Below are 17,093 nucleotides of genomic sequence, written 5' to 3' on the forward strand. Positions count from 1 at the left end.
CCAATGGCTTTAATCGCTCGAGCTCGCAAAAAGCGCAAGCCGGTCGCCGAGATGAACGTGGTGCCTTACATCGACGTGATGTTGGTGCTGCTGGTCATCTTCATGGTGACCGCACCGATGCTCAATCAGGGCGTGAAAGTTGATCTGCCCAAGGTTTCCAGTGAAGCCTTGCCGCAGGACAACAACACCCAGGTCCTGACCATTTCCATCAAATCCGACAAGACCTACTACTGGAACCTTGGCAGCGAAGTCGACACCGAAAAGCAGCAGGATCGGGCCATGACCCTGCCGCAGATGACTGACGCGGTGACCAAGATCATTCGCGTCGGCAACGAAGGCGGCAAGCGTACCCAGGTCTTCATTCGCGGCGACAAGAGTGTCGATTACGGCTCCGTCATGGGGGCCATGGGCGGGTTGCAGAAAGCCGGGGTCGGTAATGTTGGCTTGATTACCGAGGCGCCCTGATGCAGCAACAGCGAGAGCCGTCCGCCTCGGAAAGCTACTTCTGGCCTAGTGTCTGGGCGATTGGCTTGCACGTGCTGGTGTTCGGCATGCTGTTCGTCAGTTTTGCCTTTACCCCGGAACTGCCGCCGGCCAAGCCGATTGTCCAGGCGACCTTGTACCAACTGAAATCGAAAAGTCGGGCGACCACCCAGACCAATCAGAAGATTGCCGGTGAAGCGCAGAAATCTGCTGCGCGTCAGACCGAAGTCGAGCAGATGGAACAGAAAAAGGTCGAGCAGGAAGCGGTGAAGGCTGCGGAACAAAAGAAAGAAGAGGCGGCTCAAAAGGCCGAAGAAGCCAAGAAGGCTGACGAGGCGAAGAAAGCGGACGAGGCGAAGAAAGCGGACGAGGCGAAGAAAGCGGACGAGGCGAAAAAGGCTGATGAAGCCAAGAAAGCCGACGCTGCGAAGAAAACCGCGGAAGCCAAGAAGGCAGAAGAGAAACAATTGGCTGATATAGCCAAGAAGAAAGCCGAAGAAGAAGCCAAGAAAGCTGCGGAAGAAGAGGCCAAGAAAGCGGCCGCTGAAGAAGCCAAGAAGAAGATCGTCGAAGACGCGAAGAAGAAAGCCGCGGAAGACGCCAAGAAGAAAGCTGAAGCTGAGGAGGCGAAGAAGAAAGTCGCCGAGGAAGCGAAGAAGAAAGCTACTGCCGATGCTGCGAAGAAGAAATCGCAGGACGCGGCACGTAAATCCGCCGAAGACAAAAAGGCCCAGGCCCTGGCAGATTTGCTTTCCGACACGCCGCAGCGTCAGCAGGCCTTGGCCGATGAGCAGGGCGACGAAGTCGCCGGCAGTTTCGATGACCTGATTCGTGCGCGTGCAGCGGAAGGCTGGGCTCGTCCACCTTCGGCACGCAAAGGCATGACGGTCGTGTTGCAAATCGGCATGTTGCCGGACGGTACGGTGACTTCGGTCAGCGTGTCCAGGTCCAGTGGCGACGGTCCGTTTGACGCCTCGGCTGTTGCAGCGGTGAAGAATATTGGACGTTTGACAGAAATGCAGGGAATGAAGCCGAGTGATTTCGCTCCGTATCGTTCATTCAAGATGACATTCACACCTGAGGATCTAGCCTTGTGAGAAACCTTCTACGAGGAATGCTGGTCGTTATCTGCTGCATGGCAGGGATGGCGATGGCAGATGAGAAAAACATTCTGGTTACCAGCGGCAGCGATCGGGCGACCCCGATCGCCGTTGTGCCGTTCGGCTTCCAGGGTGGTAGCGTGCTGCCGGACGACATGGCGGAAATCATCGGTAACGACCTGCGCAACTCGGGTTACTACTCGCCGCTTCCAAAGCAGAACATGATCAGCCAGCCGAGCCAGGCCAGCGAAATCATCTTCCGTGACTTCAAGGCGCTGGGTGCCCAGTACGTCATGGTCGGCAGCATTGTGCCGGCGGGCGGTCGCCTGCAGGTGCAATACGCACTGTTCAATGTGGCCACCGAGCAGCAAGTGCTGACCGGCAGCGTGTCGGGCGGCGTCGATCAGTTACGCGACATGGCGCACTACATCTCCGACCAGTCGTTCGAAAAACTCACGGGTATCAAGGGTGCCTTCTCGACTCGCCTGCTGTACGTAACGGCCGAGCGTTTCTCCGAGAACAACACTCGTTACACCCTGCAACGTTCGGACTACGACGGTGCCCGCGCCGTGACCCTGCTGCAATCGCGCGAGCCGATCCTGTCGCCGCGTTTCGCACCGGATGGCAAGCGCATCGCTTATGTCTCCTTCGAGCAGAAGCGTCCACGCATCTTCATGCAGAACATCGACACCGGTCGCCGTGAGCAGATCACCAACTTCGAAGGCCTGAACGGTGCGCCAGCCTGGTCGCCGGACGGCAATCGCCTTGCGTTCGTGCTGTCCAAAGACGGCAACCCGGACATCTATGTGATGAACCTGGGTTCGCGTCAGATCACCCGCGTCACCAATGGTCCTGGCATCAACACCGAACCGTTCTGGGGCAAGGATGGTTCGACCATCTACTTCACTTCCGACCGTGGCGGCAAGCCGCAGATCTACAAGACCGGCGCGGGTGGCGGTGGTGCCGAACGTGTGACGTTCGTCGGTAATTACAACGCCAACCCTAAACTGTCGGCTGATGAAAAGACGCTTGTCATGATTCACCGTCAGGATGGCTTCACCAATTTCAAGGTGGCGGCCCAGGATTTGCAACGCGGTAGTGTAAAGATCCTCACTGATAGCACTCTGGACGAGTCGCCCACTGTCGCGCCCAACGGCACCATGGTAATCTACGCCACCCGCCAGCAGGGCCGGGGAGTCTTGATGCTCGTGTCCATCAATGGACGCGTAAGGCTCCCGCTTCCTACCGCACAAGGCGAAGTCAGAGAACCTTCCTGGTCCCCTTTCCTGAACTGACGCGGCGCTATACGTTTTACTTAACACACTGGGGTTCATTAGGAGTTTCACGATGGAAATGCTGAAGTTTGGTAAATTTGCTGCGCTGGCACTGGCCATGGCTGTAGCTGTAGGTTGCTCGTCCAAAGGCGGCGACAATGCCGGTGAAGGCGCGGTAGATCCAAACGCTGGTTACGGCGCAAACACTGGTGCAGTTGACGGCTCCCTGAGCGAAGAAGCTGCCCTGCGCGCTATCACCACTTTCTACTTCGAATACGACAGTTCGGACCTGAAGCCAGAAGCCATGCGCGCTCTGGACGTTCACGCCAAAGACCTGAAAGCAAACGGCGCTCGCGTTGTTCTGGAAGGCAACACCGACGAACGTGGTACTCGTGAGTACAACATGGCACTGGGCGAGCGTCGTGCGAAAGCCGTTCAGCGCTACCTGGTACTGCAAGGCGTTTCCCCAGCTCAGCTGGAACTGGTTTCCTACGGCGAAGAGCGTCCAGTTGCTACCGGCAACGACGAGCAGTCCTGGGCTCAAAACCGTCGCGTCGAACTGCGTAAGTAATTCGTCATGCGAACGTGCCGTCGTGCTGTAACTGTTTTGGCTCTCAGCCTCGCCCCGTTTGCGGTGTGGGCTGCGGTTCCTGTGGTCGAGGACAACTCCGGCTATAACAATAGCGGGAGCAGTTATCCGCCTGCAGGTTACGGTACGAACGGCGCCTATGCCGGGGGAGGGGTTTCGACTCCTGTCTCGGCGCAGGGCCAGCTGTTCAACCAACTGCAACAAATGCAGGAACAGATCTCGCGCCAACAGGGTGTGATCGAAGAACTGCAAAATGATGTAGCGCGCATGAAGCAGGAAAACCTGGAGCGATACCAGGATCTTGATCGGCGCATAGGAACCGGCGTTGCACCAGCCGCGACTCCTCAAAATTCTTCCACCGGTGGTGATTTGAATGCCCCCGGCGCAGCCGCAGGTGCGGCAGCTGGCGCAGCCGCTGCTCAAGCACCCGCCGCAGGTAGCGAACCGGCAGATCCAGCGAAGGAAAAGCTCTATTACGATGCTGCCTTCGACCTGATCAAGGCCAAGGATTTCGACAAGGCCAGCCAGGCTTTCGCCGCATTCCTGCGCAAATACCCGAATAGCCAATACGCGGGCAATGCCCAGTACTGGTTGGGTGAAGTGAATCTGGCCAAAGGCGATCTGCAAGGTGCAGGTCAGGCATTTGCCAAGGTTTCGCAGCTGTATCCGAAACACGCCAAAGTGCCTGATTCGCTATACAAGCTTGCTGATGTGGAACGCCGCCTGGGTCATACCGACCGGGTCAAAGGTATTCTGCAGCAGGTTGTGTCCCAATATCCGGGCACTTCCGCCGCTCAACTGGCCCAGCGCGATCTGCAGAAAATGTAAGCCGGCTTGACCTGTTTTGAAGAAACCCGCGCTTGTCGCGGGTTTTTTCGTTAGAATTCACACCCTTTTTCTGAAACACGCTTTTTGGGATCTGCGCATTGCCGGGGTTCCTTGAAGTGCCTGACGGAGGCGGACAGCCTGTTTAGCTGTTACGCCCGTGGCGACTATGCAAGACACATTGAGAATCACCGAAGTTTTCTACTCGTTGCAGGGTGAAACTCGGACTGCCGGGCTGCCCACTGTTTTTGTGCGCCTGACCGGTTGTCCGTTGCGTTGCCAATACTGCGACAGCGCCTACGCGTTCACCGGTGGGACCATCCGCACCCTCGACGATATCCTCGAGCAGGTCGCCGGTTTTCGTCCGCGATACGTCTGTGTCACGGGCGGCGAGCCCCTGGCGCAACCCAACGCCATTCCCTTGCTCAAGCGCCTGTGTGACGCCGGTTACGAAGTGTCACTGGAAACCAGTGGTTCTATTGATATCTCGGCAGTAGATTCCCGGGTCAGTCGTGTTGTCGACCTGAAAACCCCGGGTTCGAAGGAAGCGCACCGTAACCGCTACGAAAACATTGAGCTGCTCACGCCCAACGATCAGGTGAAGTTTGTCATCTGCTCGCGGGACGACTATGACTGGTCCGTTTCCAAGCTGATCCAATACGGTCTGGATCAGCGTGCCGGCGAAGTCCTGTTCTCGCCAAGTCACCATGATCTCAATGCCCGGGACCTGGCGGACTGGGTGGTGGCGGACAATCTGCCAGTGCGTTTGCAATTGCAGCTGCATAAATATCTATGGAATGACGAGCCGGGGCGCTGAAATGACTGAACAACTGAACACTCCTGAAAAAAAACGTGCGGTCATCCTGCTGTCCGGTGGCCTGGACTCGGCGACCGTCGTGGCCATGGCGCGCGCCGAAGGCTACAGCTGCTACACCATGAGCTTCGACTACGGTCAGCGCTCTCACGCCGAACTGTACGCCGCCGAGCGTGTGGCGCAGGACCTGGGTGTGGTCGAGCACAAGGTGATCGGTCTGAACCTCAACGGCATAGGCGGCTCGGCGTTGACCGACAGCAGCATCGACATTCCGGAAGAGTTGGGTGAGGGCATTCCGGTGACTTACGTGCCTGCGCGTAACACCGTGTTCCTGTCTCTGGCCCTGGGCTGGGCTGAAGTGCTCGGTGCACGCGACATCTTCATCGGCGTCAATGCGGTAGATTACTCCGGTTACCCGGACTGCCGTCCCGAGTTCATCGAGTCGTTCGAGCGCACGGCCAACCTGGCGACCAAAGCCGGCGTGGAAGGCAATGGTTTCCGCATTCAGGCACCGCTGCAAAACCTCAGCAAGGCGCAGATCGTCCAGGCCGGCGTGAAGCTTGGCGTGAACTACGGACTGACCGTTTCCTGCTATCAGGCCGACGATAATGGTCGTGCGTGCGGCAAGTGCGACAGCTGCCGACTGCGCGCAGAAGGCTTTGCGGCAGCCGGAATCAGCGATCCAACCCCTTATTTTTGATTTATTTCAAAATAGGTGTTGAATAGTCCTTAAAAATCAGTATTATACGCGCCACCACACAGCGGGTCGTTAGCTCAGTTGGTAGAGCAGTTGGCTTTTAACCAATTGGTCGTAGGTTCGAATCCCACACGACCCACCATTTTTGGCGGTTTAGAAAATCCGGAAGGCCCACGCAAGTGAGGATTTCCGGGTTTTTTTTTGCCCGCGATTCAAGTCCGCTTCGCTGCGGGCTGCTGCGCATGACGCAGGTCAGAATCACCTTTTGCATCCTTCCGATATTCTGTAGCCTTGCGCAGCTTCAACGCTGTCCGTGCCTGATCAATACTCACTTTCCCGGCGGTACCCCGATGGGTCCGGAGCCGGGTGTATACTCGACTTTCGCGCGAATGCGCCTGCAGGTCTTGCGAACATGACGCAAATTTCCGAACGCCTTCTGGTTCAAGCTCACCTCGACGCCAAGCAGCCCAAGCCGCTGACCGCCGATGAAGAGGCTTATTACCGTGCTGCCATCGCTGCCGAGCTCAAGGCTCAGGACGCGGTGCTGGTGGCCCATTTCTATTGTGACCCTGTGATTCAGGCGCTGGCCGAAGAGACGGGCGGTTGTGTCTCCGACTCGCTGGAGATGGCCCGCTTCGGCAACGCCCATCCAGCGAAGACCGTGGTCGTCGCCGGCGTGAAGTTCATGGGCGAGACCGCCAAGATTCTCAACCCGGAAAAACGCGTGCTGATGCCGACACTCGAAGCGACCTGTTCGCTCGACCTGGGCTGCCCGGTGGACGAGTTTTCCGCGTTCTGCGATCAACACCCGGAGCGCACGGTGGTGGTGTACGCCAACACCTCCGCTGCGGTAAAGGCCCGAGCGGATTGGGTCGTGACTTCAAGCTGTGCGCTGGAAATCGTTGAAAGCCTGATGGACAACGGCGAGACCATCATCTGGGGCCCGGACAAGCACCTGGGTACCTACATCCAGCGCCAGACCGGTGCCGACATGCTGCTGTGGGACGGTGCCTGCATCGTTCACGAAGAGTTCAAGTCCAAGCAGCTTGAAGACATGAAGGCGCTGTACCCGGATGCTGCGATCCTGGTGCACCCGGAGTCGCCGACATCGGTGATTGAACTGGCCGATGCCGTGGGTTCGACCAGTCAGTTGATCGCGGCAGCACAGAGCCTGCCGAACAAGACGCTGATCGTGGCGACCGACCGCGGCATTTTCTACAAGATGCAGCAGTTGTGCCCGGACAAGGTCTTTATCGAAGCCCCGACGGCAGGTAACGGCGCGGCGTGCCGCAGTTGTGCGCATTGCCCGTGGATGGCCATGAACACCCTTGAGCGCACGCTCAAGGCGTTGAAGGAAGGGTCGAACGAGATCTTTGTCGACCCGGCGCTGATTCCGCAGGCGATTCGCCCGCTCAAGCGCATGCTCGATTTCACCCAGGCGGCGCGGATGAAGCTGGCCGGTAACGCCTGAGGTCTATCAGGAACGCTGCATAAAAACTGTAGGAGTGAGCCTGCTCGCGATGGCGGTCTGTCAGTCATATCAATGTTGACTGATACGCCGCCATCGCGAGCAGGCTCGCTCCTACAGTGGTTTCTGCGTCGGGAAACTATTTGGTTTTTTTCGGAACCCGCACAAGCTGGGTATTGGAGTACATGTCATGCCAGCTGCGTTCCTGTTTGTCGAACAGCGACCAGAAGAATCCCAGACCAACACACAGCAACGAAGCAAACGACACCACAAAGCGCAGCAGCGCCTGCCACAGGCTGATGGACGATCCGTCGGCATTCTGTACCCGGATGCACCAGACCTGCATGCCCAGCGTCTGACCAGACCAGGTCCAGAATTTGGCGAAGAAGCCGAACAGTACGAACAACAGGACTGTGGAGAGCAGGGGATCACCGTCCAGCGCGCCCGCTTCGGTCAGGGAGCGCATCCTCTCTTCGCCGATGATCGCCATCTGGATCATCTTGTAGATGCCGCTGGTGACGATCAGCAGGGCGGTGCACAGCAGGAAATCATAGAACATGGCTGCCAGGCGACGACCCAGGCCAGCGGCAGGAAAGTCGCCCTGGGGAGTAAGCAGGTGTTTCGACATGGCAGGCTCTCGGCGAAAAAAGAAGCCATTTTACGGATTTACGCGCACAAAAAAGCCCCTGATGTCAGCATCAGGGGCTTTTTCGTTACAGAAGATTAGGCTTCTGCTTGTACTTCGTCAGCCTGCATGCCTTTCTGGCCCTGCACGGCGATGAAGGTCACTTTCTGGCCTTCTTTCAGGCTCTTGAAGCCGTTGCCCTGGATGGCGCGGAAATGCACGAACAGATCCGGACCGCTTTCAGGAGTGATAAAACCAAAACCTTTCTCGTCGTTAAACCACTTGACGGTACCGCTCTGACGTTGGGACATTTCTTATTTCCTTTGACGCAAAAATTAATGACAGTCTCCTTCTTATGAAAGAGTACTGGGGCTGGTTGCAGGAGAGTAAGAAGACGTCGAACGGGATGTAGCTAACTTGTAGGCTACTGCCCAGGTCACGATTCCAAGCGACCCATGCAAACACAGTGAACAAACTCTACGCCAACTACGGGAGAAAAAACAAGCCCCGTGAAGGCCCCGTATTTCCTCAGGTTGATGGCATTTAGTCCGTCCACTAGTGGGGCCTTATACGCTAGCGTTGTTCAATTGCTTTCGATCGTTATAAGCAAAGTTCATAATCGAAGCTAAGAGCCAAACAATGCACTATTTTATGGCGGTTGCGTTACACATTAGTGCGCAGTTAACGCAACCGCGTTACTTATAGGAACATTCTATCAGCCACGATAGTAGCGTTGTGGAACAAATGGCATTTTGCTTACAAGCAAAGGCACCTTTTTCCCACGAACGATCGCCCAAACCGGTGTGTCCAGTGCGATGTAGGCGCTGTCGACATAGCCCATGGCCAGCGGACCGCCCAGGGTCGGCCCGAAACCGCCGCTGCAGACGCTACCGATGATATCGCCAGCTTCGTTGACGATCTCGGCACCTTCGCGCACGGGTGTGCGTTCCTGGGGTAGCAGGCCTACACGTTTACGGTTCACGCCTGCCTGTTGCTGGGTGAATACGGTATCGGCGCCAGGGAAGCCGCCGGCCCGTGCGCCATCGGCGCGACGTGGCTTGGAGATCGCCCACAGCAGGCTTGCTTCGATCGGGGTGGTGTCGGTGTTCATGTCGTGGCCGTACAGGCACAGGCCGGCTTCCAGGCGCAGGGAATCGCGGGCGCCAAGACCGATGGCGGCCACTTCCGGTTCGGCCAGCAGGGCGCGAGCCAGGGCTTCGGCATTGGCGGCGGGTACGGAAATTTCGAAACCGTCTTCACCGGTGTAACCCGAGCGGCTGACAAAGCAGTCCACGCCCACCAGCTTCACGCGGGCGAACTGCATGAAGGTCATCTTCGCAACTGTAGGCGCCAGACGTGCCAGTACGGTGACGGCGGCCGGGCCTTGCAGGGCGAGCAGGGCGCGTTCTTCGAACAGCGGTTCGATCGTGCACTGGTCGCCAATGTGCTGGCGCAGGTGTGCCAGGTCCTGATCCTTGCACGCGGCGTTGACCACCAGGAACAGTTCGTCGTTACCCAGGTTGGCGACCATCAGGTCGTCGAGGATGCCGCCGGTCGCATTGGTGAACATGGCATAGCGCTGCATGCCCACCGGCAGGTCGATGATGTCCACCGGCACCAGGGTTTCCAGGGCCTTGGCGGCATTGGCGCCGGTCAGGCGGATCTGGCCCATGTGCGAGACATCGAACAGCCCGGCCTGGTCGCGGGTGTGCTGGTGTTCTTTCATCACGCCCAGCGGGTATTGCACGGGCATGTCGTAGCCGGCGAACGGCACCATGCGCGCGCCGAGTTCGATGTGCAGGGCGTGCAACGGGGTTTTCAACAGTTGTTCGGTGGACATATTCAGCTCCTGAAGATGGGTGCAGATGAGCGCGCATCAGCACTCGATAATGTTGACCGCCAAACCGCCACGGGCGGTTTCCTTGTATTTGCTTTTCATGTCGGCGCCGGTCTGGCGCATGGTACGGATGACCTTGTCGAGGGAGACAAAGTGTTGCCCGTCGCCGCGCATGGCCATGCGCACGGCATTGATGGCCTTGACCGAGCCCATGGCGTTGCGCTCGATGCAAGGCACTTGCACCAGCCCGCCAATCGGGTCGCAGGTCAGCCCGAGGTTGTGTTCCATGCCGATTTCCGCGGCGTTCTCCACTTGTTGCACGGTGCCGCCAAGCACTTCGCACAAGGCCCCGGCGGCCATCGAGCAGGCGACGCCGACTTCGCCCTGGCAGCCGACTTCGGCGCCGGAGATCGAGGCGTTTTCCTTGTACAGAATGCCGATGGCTGCGGCAGTGAGCAGAAAACGCACGACGCCGTCGTCATTCGAGCCCGGGATGAAACGCATGTAGTAATGCAGCACTGCCGGAATGATCCCCGCCGCACCGTTGGTGGGCGCGGTCACGACGCGCCCGCCGTTGGCGTTCTCCTCGTTGACCGCCAGGGCGTAGAGATTGACCCAGTCCAGCACCGACAGCGGGTCGCGCAAAGACGATTCCGGGTTCTTGCACAATTGCCGATGCAGCGCGGCGGCCCGGCGTTTGACCTTCAGCCCGCCAGGCAGGATGCCTTCATTGCGGCATCCGGCGGCGACGCAGTCCTGCATCACTTGCCAGATTTTCAGCAGGCCTGCGCGGGTTTCCGCTTCCGGACGCCAGGCGCTTTCGTTGGTCAGCATCACCTGGCTGATCGACAGCCCGTATTTGACGCAATGACCGAGAAGATCCTTGGCGCTTTTGAACGGAAAGGTCAGGGGCGTGGCGTCTTCGACGATGCGGTCGGCACCGGCGGCGTCCTCATCGACCACAAAACCGCCGCCGACCGAGTAGTACTCGCGGCTGCGGATCTGCAGGCCCGCTGCGTCGAAGGCGCGGAAAATCATGCCGTTGGGGTGATAGGCCAACGGTTTGCGAATCATCGCCAGGTGTTCTTTCTCGTTGAACGCAATGCTGTGTTCACCGAGCAGGTTCAAGCGTCCGTTGCTGCGGATTTCTTGCAGGCGTGCGGCGACGGTTTCCGTATCCACGGTGTCCGGGTGCTCGCCTTCCAGGCCCAGCAGCACAGCCTTGTCACTGCCGTGGCCTTTGCCAGTGGCGCCGAGCGAGCCGTACAGCTCGACCTTGACGCAGGTGGTGGCCGGCAGCAGACCTTCACGGCGCAGGCCTTCGACGAAACGCGCAGCGGCGCGCATCGGGCCGACGGTGTGAGAGCTGGAGGGGCCGATGCCAATCTTGAACAGGTCGAACACGCTTAACGACATGGTGGTTCTCCGGTTTCTTGTTATAGGCGTATCACGGGAGATGCTGTGCGTAGGAGCTGCCGCAGGCTGCGATCTTTTGATCCTGTTTTTCAAGATCAAGATCAAAAGATCGCAGCCTGCGGCAGCTCCTACAGGGTATTGCGGTGTTTCTGAAAGTGGGGGCGAGTAAATCCGCCCCCTCATTGGTTTAAGCGTAGCTTTCGATCGACGGGCAGGCGCAGACCAGGTTGCGGTCGCCAAACACGTTGTCGACACGACCGACCGGCGGCCAGTACTTGCCTTCGATCAGCGACGCAACCGGGTACACCGCTTGCTCGCGGCTGTACGGGTGCGACCACTCGCCGACCAGCTCCTTGGCGGTGTGCGGCGCGTTTTTCAGCGGGTTGTCGTCCTTGTCCAGGGTGCCGTTTTCCACCGCGCGGATTTCTTCGCGGATGCGGATCATGGCGTCGCAGAAGCGGTCCAGTTCTTCCTTTGACTCGCTTTCGGTCGGCTCGATCATCAGTGTGCCGGCCACCGGGAACGACATGGTCGGCGCGTGGAAGCCGAAGTCGATCAGGCGCTTGGCGACGTCATCGACGCTGATGCCGCTGCTGTCTTTCAGTGGGCGCAGATCAAGGATGCACTCGTGCGCCACCAGGCCGTTGCTGCCGGTGTACAGCACTGGATAGTGCTCTTCGAGGCGACGGGAGATGTAGTTGGCATTGAGGATCGCCAGTTGCGATGCGCGCTTGAGGCCCGCCCCACCCATCATGCGAATGTACATCCAGGTGATCGGCAGAATGCTCGCGCTGCCGAACGGTGCCGCGCAAACGGCGCCTTCCTTGCGCTCCATCTGTGCGTGGCCCGGCAGGAATGGCGCCAGGTGTGATTTCACGCCGATCGGGCCGACGCCCGGGCCGCCACCGCCGTGGGGGATGCAGAAGGTCTTGTGCAGGTTCAGGTGCGACACGTCGCCGCCGAACTTGCCCGGCGCGCAGAGGCCGACCATGGCGTTCATGTTGGCGCCGTCGATGTACACCTGGCCGCCGTTGTCATGAACGATGCCGCAGATTTCGCGGATGCCTTCTTCGAACACACCGTGGGTGGACGGGTAGGTGATCATCAGCGCGGCGAGGTGTTCGCGGTGCTCGATGGCCTTGGCGCGCAGGTCTTCGATATCGACGTTGCCACGGGCATCGCACGCGGTCACGACCACGCGCATGCCGGCCATGTTGGCGGTGGCCGGGTTGGTGCCGTGGGCCGACGACGGGATCAGGCAGATGTCGCGACGGTCTTCGCCACGGCTCTGGTGGTAGGCACGGATCGCCAAGAGACCTGCGTACTCACCCTGGGAACCGGCGTTCGGTTGCAGCGAAACCGAGTCATAACCGGTGGCCGCGCAAAGCATGGCTTCCAGCTCGTCGGTCAATTGCTGGTAGCCGGCGCTTTGCTCGGCCGGGGCGAACGGGTGCAGGGCGCCGAACTCGGCCCAGGTCACCGGGATCATTTCGCTGGCGGCGTTGAGTTTCATGGTGCACGAACCCAGCGGGATCATGGTGCGGTCCAGCGCCAGGTCCTTGTCCGCCAGTTTGCGCAGGTAGCGCATCAGCTCGGTTTCCGAGTGATAGCGGTTGAACACCGGGTGGCTGAGGATCGGCGACTGACGCACCAGCGCGGCCGGGATGGTGCTGACGACCGACGCGGCGAGGGCGGCGAAGTCCGGCAGGGCCTTGCCGTCGGACAGCAGGCTCCACAGGGTTTCAACATCGGCCTGAGTGGTGGTTTCGTCCAGGGACAGGCCCAGGCGCTCGCCATCGACCACGCGCAGGTTGATGCGCTGGGCGTGTGCCTTGTCGTGCAGGGTCGCGGTTTGAGCGCCGGTCTTCACGGTCAGGGTGTCGAAGAAGCTCGTTTGCTCGACGTTCAGACCCAATGCGCTCAAGCCTTTGGCCAGGATTGCAGTCAGGTGATGGATGCGATTGGCGATCTGCGTCAGGCCTTTTGGACCGTGGTACACGGCATACATGCTGGCGATGTTGGCCAGCAGTACTTGCGCGGTGCAGATGTTGCTGGTGGCTTTCTCGCGACGGATGTGTTGTTCGCGGGTCTGCATGGCCAAGCGCAGGGCCGGGTTGCCGAAGCGGTCTACGGAAACACCGACCAGACGGCCCGGCATGTCACGCTTGAACGCGTCCTTGGTGGAGAAGTACGCCGCGTGCGGGCCACCGAAGCCCAACGGCACGCCGAAGCGTTGTGCACTGCCGATGGCTACGTCGGCACCGAATTCGCCCGGCGCGGTCAGCACGGTCAGGGCCAGCAGGTCGGCAGCCACGGCGACGAGGGCGTTGGCGGCGTGGAAGCGTTCGGTCAGCTCGCGGTAATCGAATACGTCACCGTTGCTTGCCGGGTATTGCAGCAGCGCGCCGAAGAACGGCGTCACGTCAGTCAGCTCGCGTTCGTCGCCAACCACCACGTCGATGCCCAAAGGCTCGGCACGGGTGCGCAGCACGTCGAGGGTCTGCGGGTGGCAATGCACGGAGGCGAAGAAGGCGTGGCTGCCCTTGTTCTTGCTCAGGCGTTTGCAGAAGGTCATGGCTTCGGCAGCGGCGGTGGCTTCGTCGAGCAGGGAGGCGTTGGCGATCGGCAGGCCGGTGAGGTCGCTGATCAGGGTCTGGAAGTTCAGCAGCGCTTCGAGACGGCCCTGGGAGATTTCTGGCTGGTACGGGGTGTAGGCGGTGTACCAGGCCGGATTTTCCAGCAGGTTGCGCAGGATCGGCGACGGCGTGTGGGTGCCGTAGTAGCCCTGGCCGATGTAGGTTTTGAATAGCTGGTTTTTAGTCGCGATGGACTTGATCAAGGCCAGGGCGTCGGCTTCGCTCAGACCGTCTTCCAGACCGAGGACGCTGGTGCCCTTGATGCTGTCGGGAATCACGCTGGCGCTCAGGGCTTCCAGGGAGTCGAAACCGAGGCTGTTGAGCATGGCTTGCTCGTCACCGGCGCGCGGGCCGATGTGACGGGCGATGAATTCGTTGGCGGTGGTCAGATTGATCTGGGTCATGTCAGCGCTCCTCAGGCTTCGGCTTGGGCTTTGATCAGGCGGTCGTAGGCGTCCTGATCCAGCAGTTGGGCGACAGCCGAGGCGTCGCTTGGCTGGAAGCGGAAGAACCAGCCTTCGCCCAGAGGATCTTCGTTGACCAGTTCAGGGCTGCTGTCCAGCGCCGGGTTCACTTCCAGCACTTCACCGTCCAGCGGCATGTACACGCCGCTGGCAGCCTTTACCGATTCCACGGTGGCGGCTTCGGCGCCTTTGTCGTAGGACTGCAGCTCAGGCAGTTGAACGAAAACCACGTCGCCCAGGGCGTTCTGTGCGAAAGCGGTGATGCCGACTGTGACGCTGCCGTCAGCTTCGGTGCGCAGCCATTCGTGATCTTCAGTAAAACGCAACTCGCTCATGGAAACTCCTAAGGGGCCAGACTCGTCTGGTGGACGCGATTGAATGCTTGGGCGATGCCCGGGTTATGAGGAGTACATAGCAAGAACGCGGCCAACGTTGCTTTTATTGTTATTGATCAATGATTTAGGTTGTTTCGACAAGCGCTGAAATTCACACGTTGTAGCGAAATCGATACGGCGTATGTCAAGGATAAAAGCCGAGGTGGATCAAAGCCTTGTGCAGCCGTGATCGGAGAGGGGTGTAGCGATATCGTTCCGCTGTAGCGCTTTCAGTACAGATGGAGGTCGTTTTTAAACAGGTAAAGAAGTTTTCGAATTGACAACCCGTTCCGTAGGAGCTGCCGCAGGCTGCGATCTTGTCGCAGGCACCATAAGATCAAAGTCAAAAGATCGCAGCCTGCGGCAGCTCCTACATGGGTTGGTGTACATAGCCCGCCATCTGTGGACTCAAGGCTTCAAGCCTTGCCCGGAATCCCATACTTGCGCAACCGATGGGCAATCGCGGTGTGGGAGGTTTGCAGGCGGGTCGCCAGTTGCCGGGTCGAGGGATAGCTGACGTAGAGTTTTTCCAGCAGGGTTTTCTCGAATTCGTCCATGGCCTGTTCCAGGCTGTCGACGTCATGGTCGCCCTGGCGGGCCACCGAGGTGCCGGCGATATCGAGGTCGCCGATGTCCACCAGGCTGCTTTCGCAGATCGCCGCGGCACGGAAGATCACGTTCTGCAATTGCCGCACGTTGCCCGGCCAGCGGTTGCCCAGCAGTGCCGGGTAAGTGCCCGGTGCCAGGCGACAGACCGGTCGCTGGATCTGTGCACAGGCCTGCTGCATAAAGTAGCGGGCCAGCAGCAGGATGTCCTGGCCACGCTCGCGCAGGGGTGGCACTTCAACATTGAGGACGTTGAGGCGATAGAACAGGTCTTCGCGGAACAAACCTTCGCCGACCATTTTTTCCAGGTCGCGGTGGGTCGCGCTGAGGATCCGTACGTTGACCTTGACCTCACGGTCACCGCCGACCCGGCGAAAACTGCCGTCGTTGAGGAAACGCAGCAATTTGGCCTGCAAATACGGCGACATCTCGCCGATTTCATCGAGAAACACCGTGCCCTGGTTGGCCAGTTCCATCAGTCCTGGCTTACCGCCCCGCTGCGCGCCGGTGAAGGCGCCGGGGGCGTAGCCGAACAGCTCGCTTTCGGCGAGGTTCTCCGGCAATGCCGCGCAGTTCAGCGCCAGAAACGGTGAACTGTACCGGGCGCTGATGGCGTGGCAGGCCCGGGCCACCAGTTCCTTGCCGGTGCCGGTTTCGCCCTGGATCAACAGCGGTGCATCGAGGGCCGCAACCCGCTGGGCGCGTGCCTTGAGGGTGCGGATCACCGGGGACTCGCCGAGCAGTGCGTCGAAACCTTCGGCGTGGTCATGGTGCAGCGCGGAAAGGCGTTCGCCGATGCGGTTCGGTTGATACAGGGTCAGCAGGGCGCCGGCGTCGGTGATCGGAGTGGCGTCGAGCAACAGGGTCTGGCCGTTGACGGTGATTTCCCGCAGCGGCAGGCGAAAGCCCTGTTCAAGCAGGGCGTCGAGCAAGGCCGGGTCGGAAAACAGCTCGCCCACGCTTTCACCGTTCGGTTCGCGGCCGTACAGGGCGATCAGGGCCGGGTTGGCCAGCAGCACCTTGCCGTCGCTGTCCAGTGCCAGCACCGGGTCGGTCATGGCGGCCAGCAAGGCGTCGAGCTGCAAGTGCCGGCGCTGGCCGGGCAGGATGTCGACCACCGTCACCGCTTGCACGCCACGCACGCTGAACAGGGCATCGCGCAGCTCCTCGAGCACTTGCGGGCTCAGGGTCGGGGCGTCGATATAAACATTGGGCGGGACCATTTCCACCGCATCCAGGTTCAGATTGCGCCCACCGAGAAGGGCCAGGACTTCCTGGGTGATACCGACGCGGTCGATGAAGCTGACGTGGATACGCATGGGGCGGTCTTGGGTTCTGCAGTGCGAAGGGTGGCAAGTATGCCTTGGGGCGGGCTAATGGTGAAATGTGCCGCCGATATTCAGGGCGACATTGATCTTTGTAGGAGTGAGCCTGCTCGCGAAAGCGAGGTATCAGTCACAAAGATATTGGCTGACACTCCGCCTTCGCGAGCAGGCTCGCTCCTACAGGGAGACTAGGTTATTCGAAGTGTTCGGGGTTTACCGGGTCGCCTGATTTCATATTCAACTGCTGCCGGATGTCTTCAAACATCAAATCGTAATGTTTGTGGACCGATCCGATCTGGCTGTGCGTCTTCGGAATCCCGTACTTCTCGGCGATTTTCGTCACGTTGCTGGCGAAGTTGTAGGCCTCCTCCTTGGGCAGGAAGAAGGGCTCTGACATCTCCTTGCCCTGAATGCTGCCATGCATAGTGAACTGGATGCCTTTTTCCCCTTTGGCATTCTTGCTGACTTCATAGTCGAGGTGCACGTTGTAGCTGACATCATCCGGGGTCAGCGCATGTCGTTCGATGTGCAAGTGACCTGGCTCAAACTGTGCCATAGAC

At 59.6% G+C, this 17,093-nt stretch carries 16 protein-coding genes and 1 tRNA gene; 9 read left to right on the forward strand and 8 right to left on the reverse strand.

Going from position 1 to position 17,093, the window contains the following annotated elements; genetic code table 11:
• Positions 1-12 precede the first annotated feature (12 nt).
• From tolR to nadA, 9 genes are all read left to right on the forward strand, one after another.
• Positions 13-465, forward strand: coding sequence for a protein TolR (gene tolR / locus C8K63_RS01645; RefSeq protein WP_162135951.1), 453 nt, complete (start codon positions 13-15; stop codon positions 463-465).
• Complete coding sequence (gene tolA, locus C8K63_RS01650) at positions 465-1,580, forward strand: cell envelope integrity protein TolA (RefSeq protein ID WP_108215099.1); 1,116 nt, start codon at positions 465-467, stop codon at positions 1,578-1,580. The genes tolR and tolA overlap by 1 nt, the downstream gene beginning before the upstream one ends.
• A 17-nt stretch (positions 1,581-1,597) precedes the next feature.
• Positions 1,598-2,878: a Tol-Pal system beta propeller repeat protein TolB gene (gene tolB / locus C8K63_RS01655; protein WP_177413217.1), complete on the forward strand. Its 1,281-nt coding sequence runs from the start codon at positions 1,598-1,600 to the stop codon at positions 2,876-2,878.
• Between the two features lie 52 nt (positions 2,879-2,930).
• Positions 2,931-3,428 carry a peptidoglycan-associated lipoprotein Pal gene (gene pal / locus C8K63_RS01660; protein ID WP_003178634.1) on the forward strand — a complete coding sequence of 166 codons (498 nt, stop codon included), beginning with the start codon at positions 2,931-2,933 and terminating at the stop codon, positions 3,426-3,428.
• A gap of 6 nt (positions 3,429-3,434) precedes the next feature.
• Positions 3,435-4,274: a tol-pal system protein YbgF gene (gene ybgF, locus C8K63_RS01665; RefSeq protein ID WP_108215101.1), complete on the forward strand. Its 840-nt coding sequence runs from the start codon at positions 3,435-3,437 to the stop codon at positions 4,272-4,274.
• 166 nt (positions 4,275-4,440) lie between these two features.
• The gene (gene queE, locus C8K63_RS01670) at positions 4,441-5,088 is read left to right on the forward strand and encodes a 7-carboxy-7-deazaguanine synthase QueE (protein WP_108215102.1); all 648 of its coding nucleotides are present in this window, start codon (positions 4,441-4,443) and stop codon (positions 5,086-5,088) included.
• A gap of 1 nt (position 5,089) precedes the next feature.
• Positions 5,090-5,785: a 7-cyano-7-deazaguanine synthase QueC gene (gene queC, locus C8K63_RS01675; protein WP_108215103.1), complete on the forward strand. Its 696-nt coding sequence runs from the start codon at positions 5,090-5,092 to the stop codon at positions 5,783-5,785.
• Between the two features lie 63 nt (positions 5,786-5,848).
• Positions 5,849-5,924 (forward strand) — tRNA-Lys (locus C8K63_RS01680).
• Between the two features lie 270 nt (positions 5,925-6,194).
• Complete coding sequence (nadA, locus tag C8K63_RS01685; RefSeq protein WP_095942772.1) at positions 6,195-7,253, forward strand: quinolinate synthase NadA; 1,059 nt, start codon at positions 6,195-6,197, stop codon at positions 7,251-7,253.
• 136 nt (positions 7,254-7,389) lie between these two features.
• Here nadA and C8K63_RS01690 read toward each other — a convergent pair whose 3' ends face one another.
• The 8 genes from C8K63_RS01690 to C8K63_RS01730 all read right to left on the reverse strand — a co-directional run bounded on the left by C8K63_RS01690 (position 7,390) and on the right by C8K63_RS01730 (position 17,089).
• Positions 7,390-7,878, reverse strand: coding sequence for an RDD family protein (locus C8K63_RS01690; protein WP_108215104.1), 489 nt, complete (start codon positions 7,876-7,878; stop codon positions 7,390-7,392).
• Positions 7,879-7,973: 95 nt separating this feature from the next.
• Positions 7,974-8,186: a cold-shock protein gene (locus C8K63_RS01695; protein ID WP_007977299.1), complete on the reverse strand. Its 213-nt coding sequence runs from the start codon at positions 8,184-8,186 to the stop codon at positions 7,974-7,976.
• Positions 8,187-8,590: 404 nt separating this feature from the next.
• Entirely contained in the window at positions 8,591-9,715 is a 1,125-nt protein-coding gene (gene gcvT / locus C8K63_RS01700; RefSeq protein ID WP_108215105.1) for a glycine cleavage system aminomethyltransferase GcvT, read from the reverse strand.
• A 36-nt stretch (positions 9,716-9,751) separates the two neighbouring features.
• Entirely contained in the window at positions 9,752-11,128 is a 1,377-nt protein-coding gene (locus tag C8K63_RS01705; protein WP_108215106.1) for an L-serine ammonia-lyase, read from the reverse strand.
• Between the two features lie 187 nt (positions 11,129-11,315).
• Complete coding sequence (gcvP, locus tag C8K63_RS01715) at positions 11,316-14,168, reverse strand: aminomethyl-transferring glycine dehydrogenase (protein ID WP_108215107.1); 2,853 nt, start codon at positions 14,166-14,168, stop codon at positions 11,316-11,318.
• Positions 14,169-14,179: 11 nt separating this feature from the next.
• Positions 14,180-14,563 carry a glycine cleavage system protein GcvH gene (gcvH, locus tag C8K63_RS01720; RefSeq protein WP_008047373.1) on the reverse strand — a complete coding sequence of 128 codons (384 nt, stop codon included), beginning with the start codon at positions 14,561-14,563 and terminating at the stop codon, positions 14,180-14,182.
• Between the two features lie 455 nt (positions 14,564-15,018).
• Positions 15,019-16,527, reverse strand: coding sequence for a sigma-54-dependent transcriptional regulator (locus tag C8K63_RS01725; protein ID WP_108215108.1), 1,509 nt, complete (start codon positions 16,525-16,527; stop codon positions 15,019-15,021).
• Between the two features lie 199 nt (positions 16,528-16,726).
• A complete protein-coding gene (locus C8K63_RS01730) occupies positions 16,727-17,089 on the reverse strand; it encodes a DUF5064 family protein (RefSeq protein ID WP_108215109.1) in 363 nt (120 codons plus the stop codon).
• Between the last annotated feature and the right edge of the window lie 4 nt (positions 17,090-17,093).

It is taken from the genome of Pseudomonas sp. GV085 (genome assembly GCF_003050925.1).
Classification (GTDB): Bacteria; Pseudomonadota; Gammaproteobacteria; order Pseudomonadales; family Pseudomonadaceae; genus Aquipseudomonas.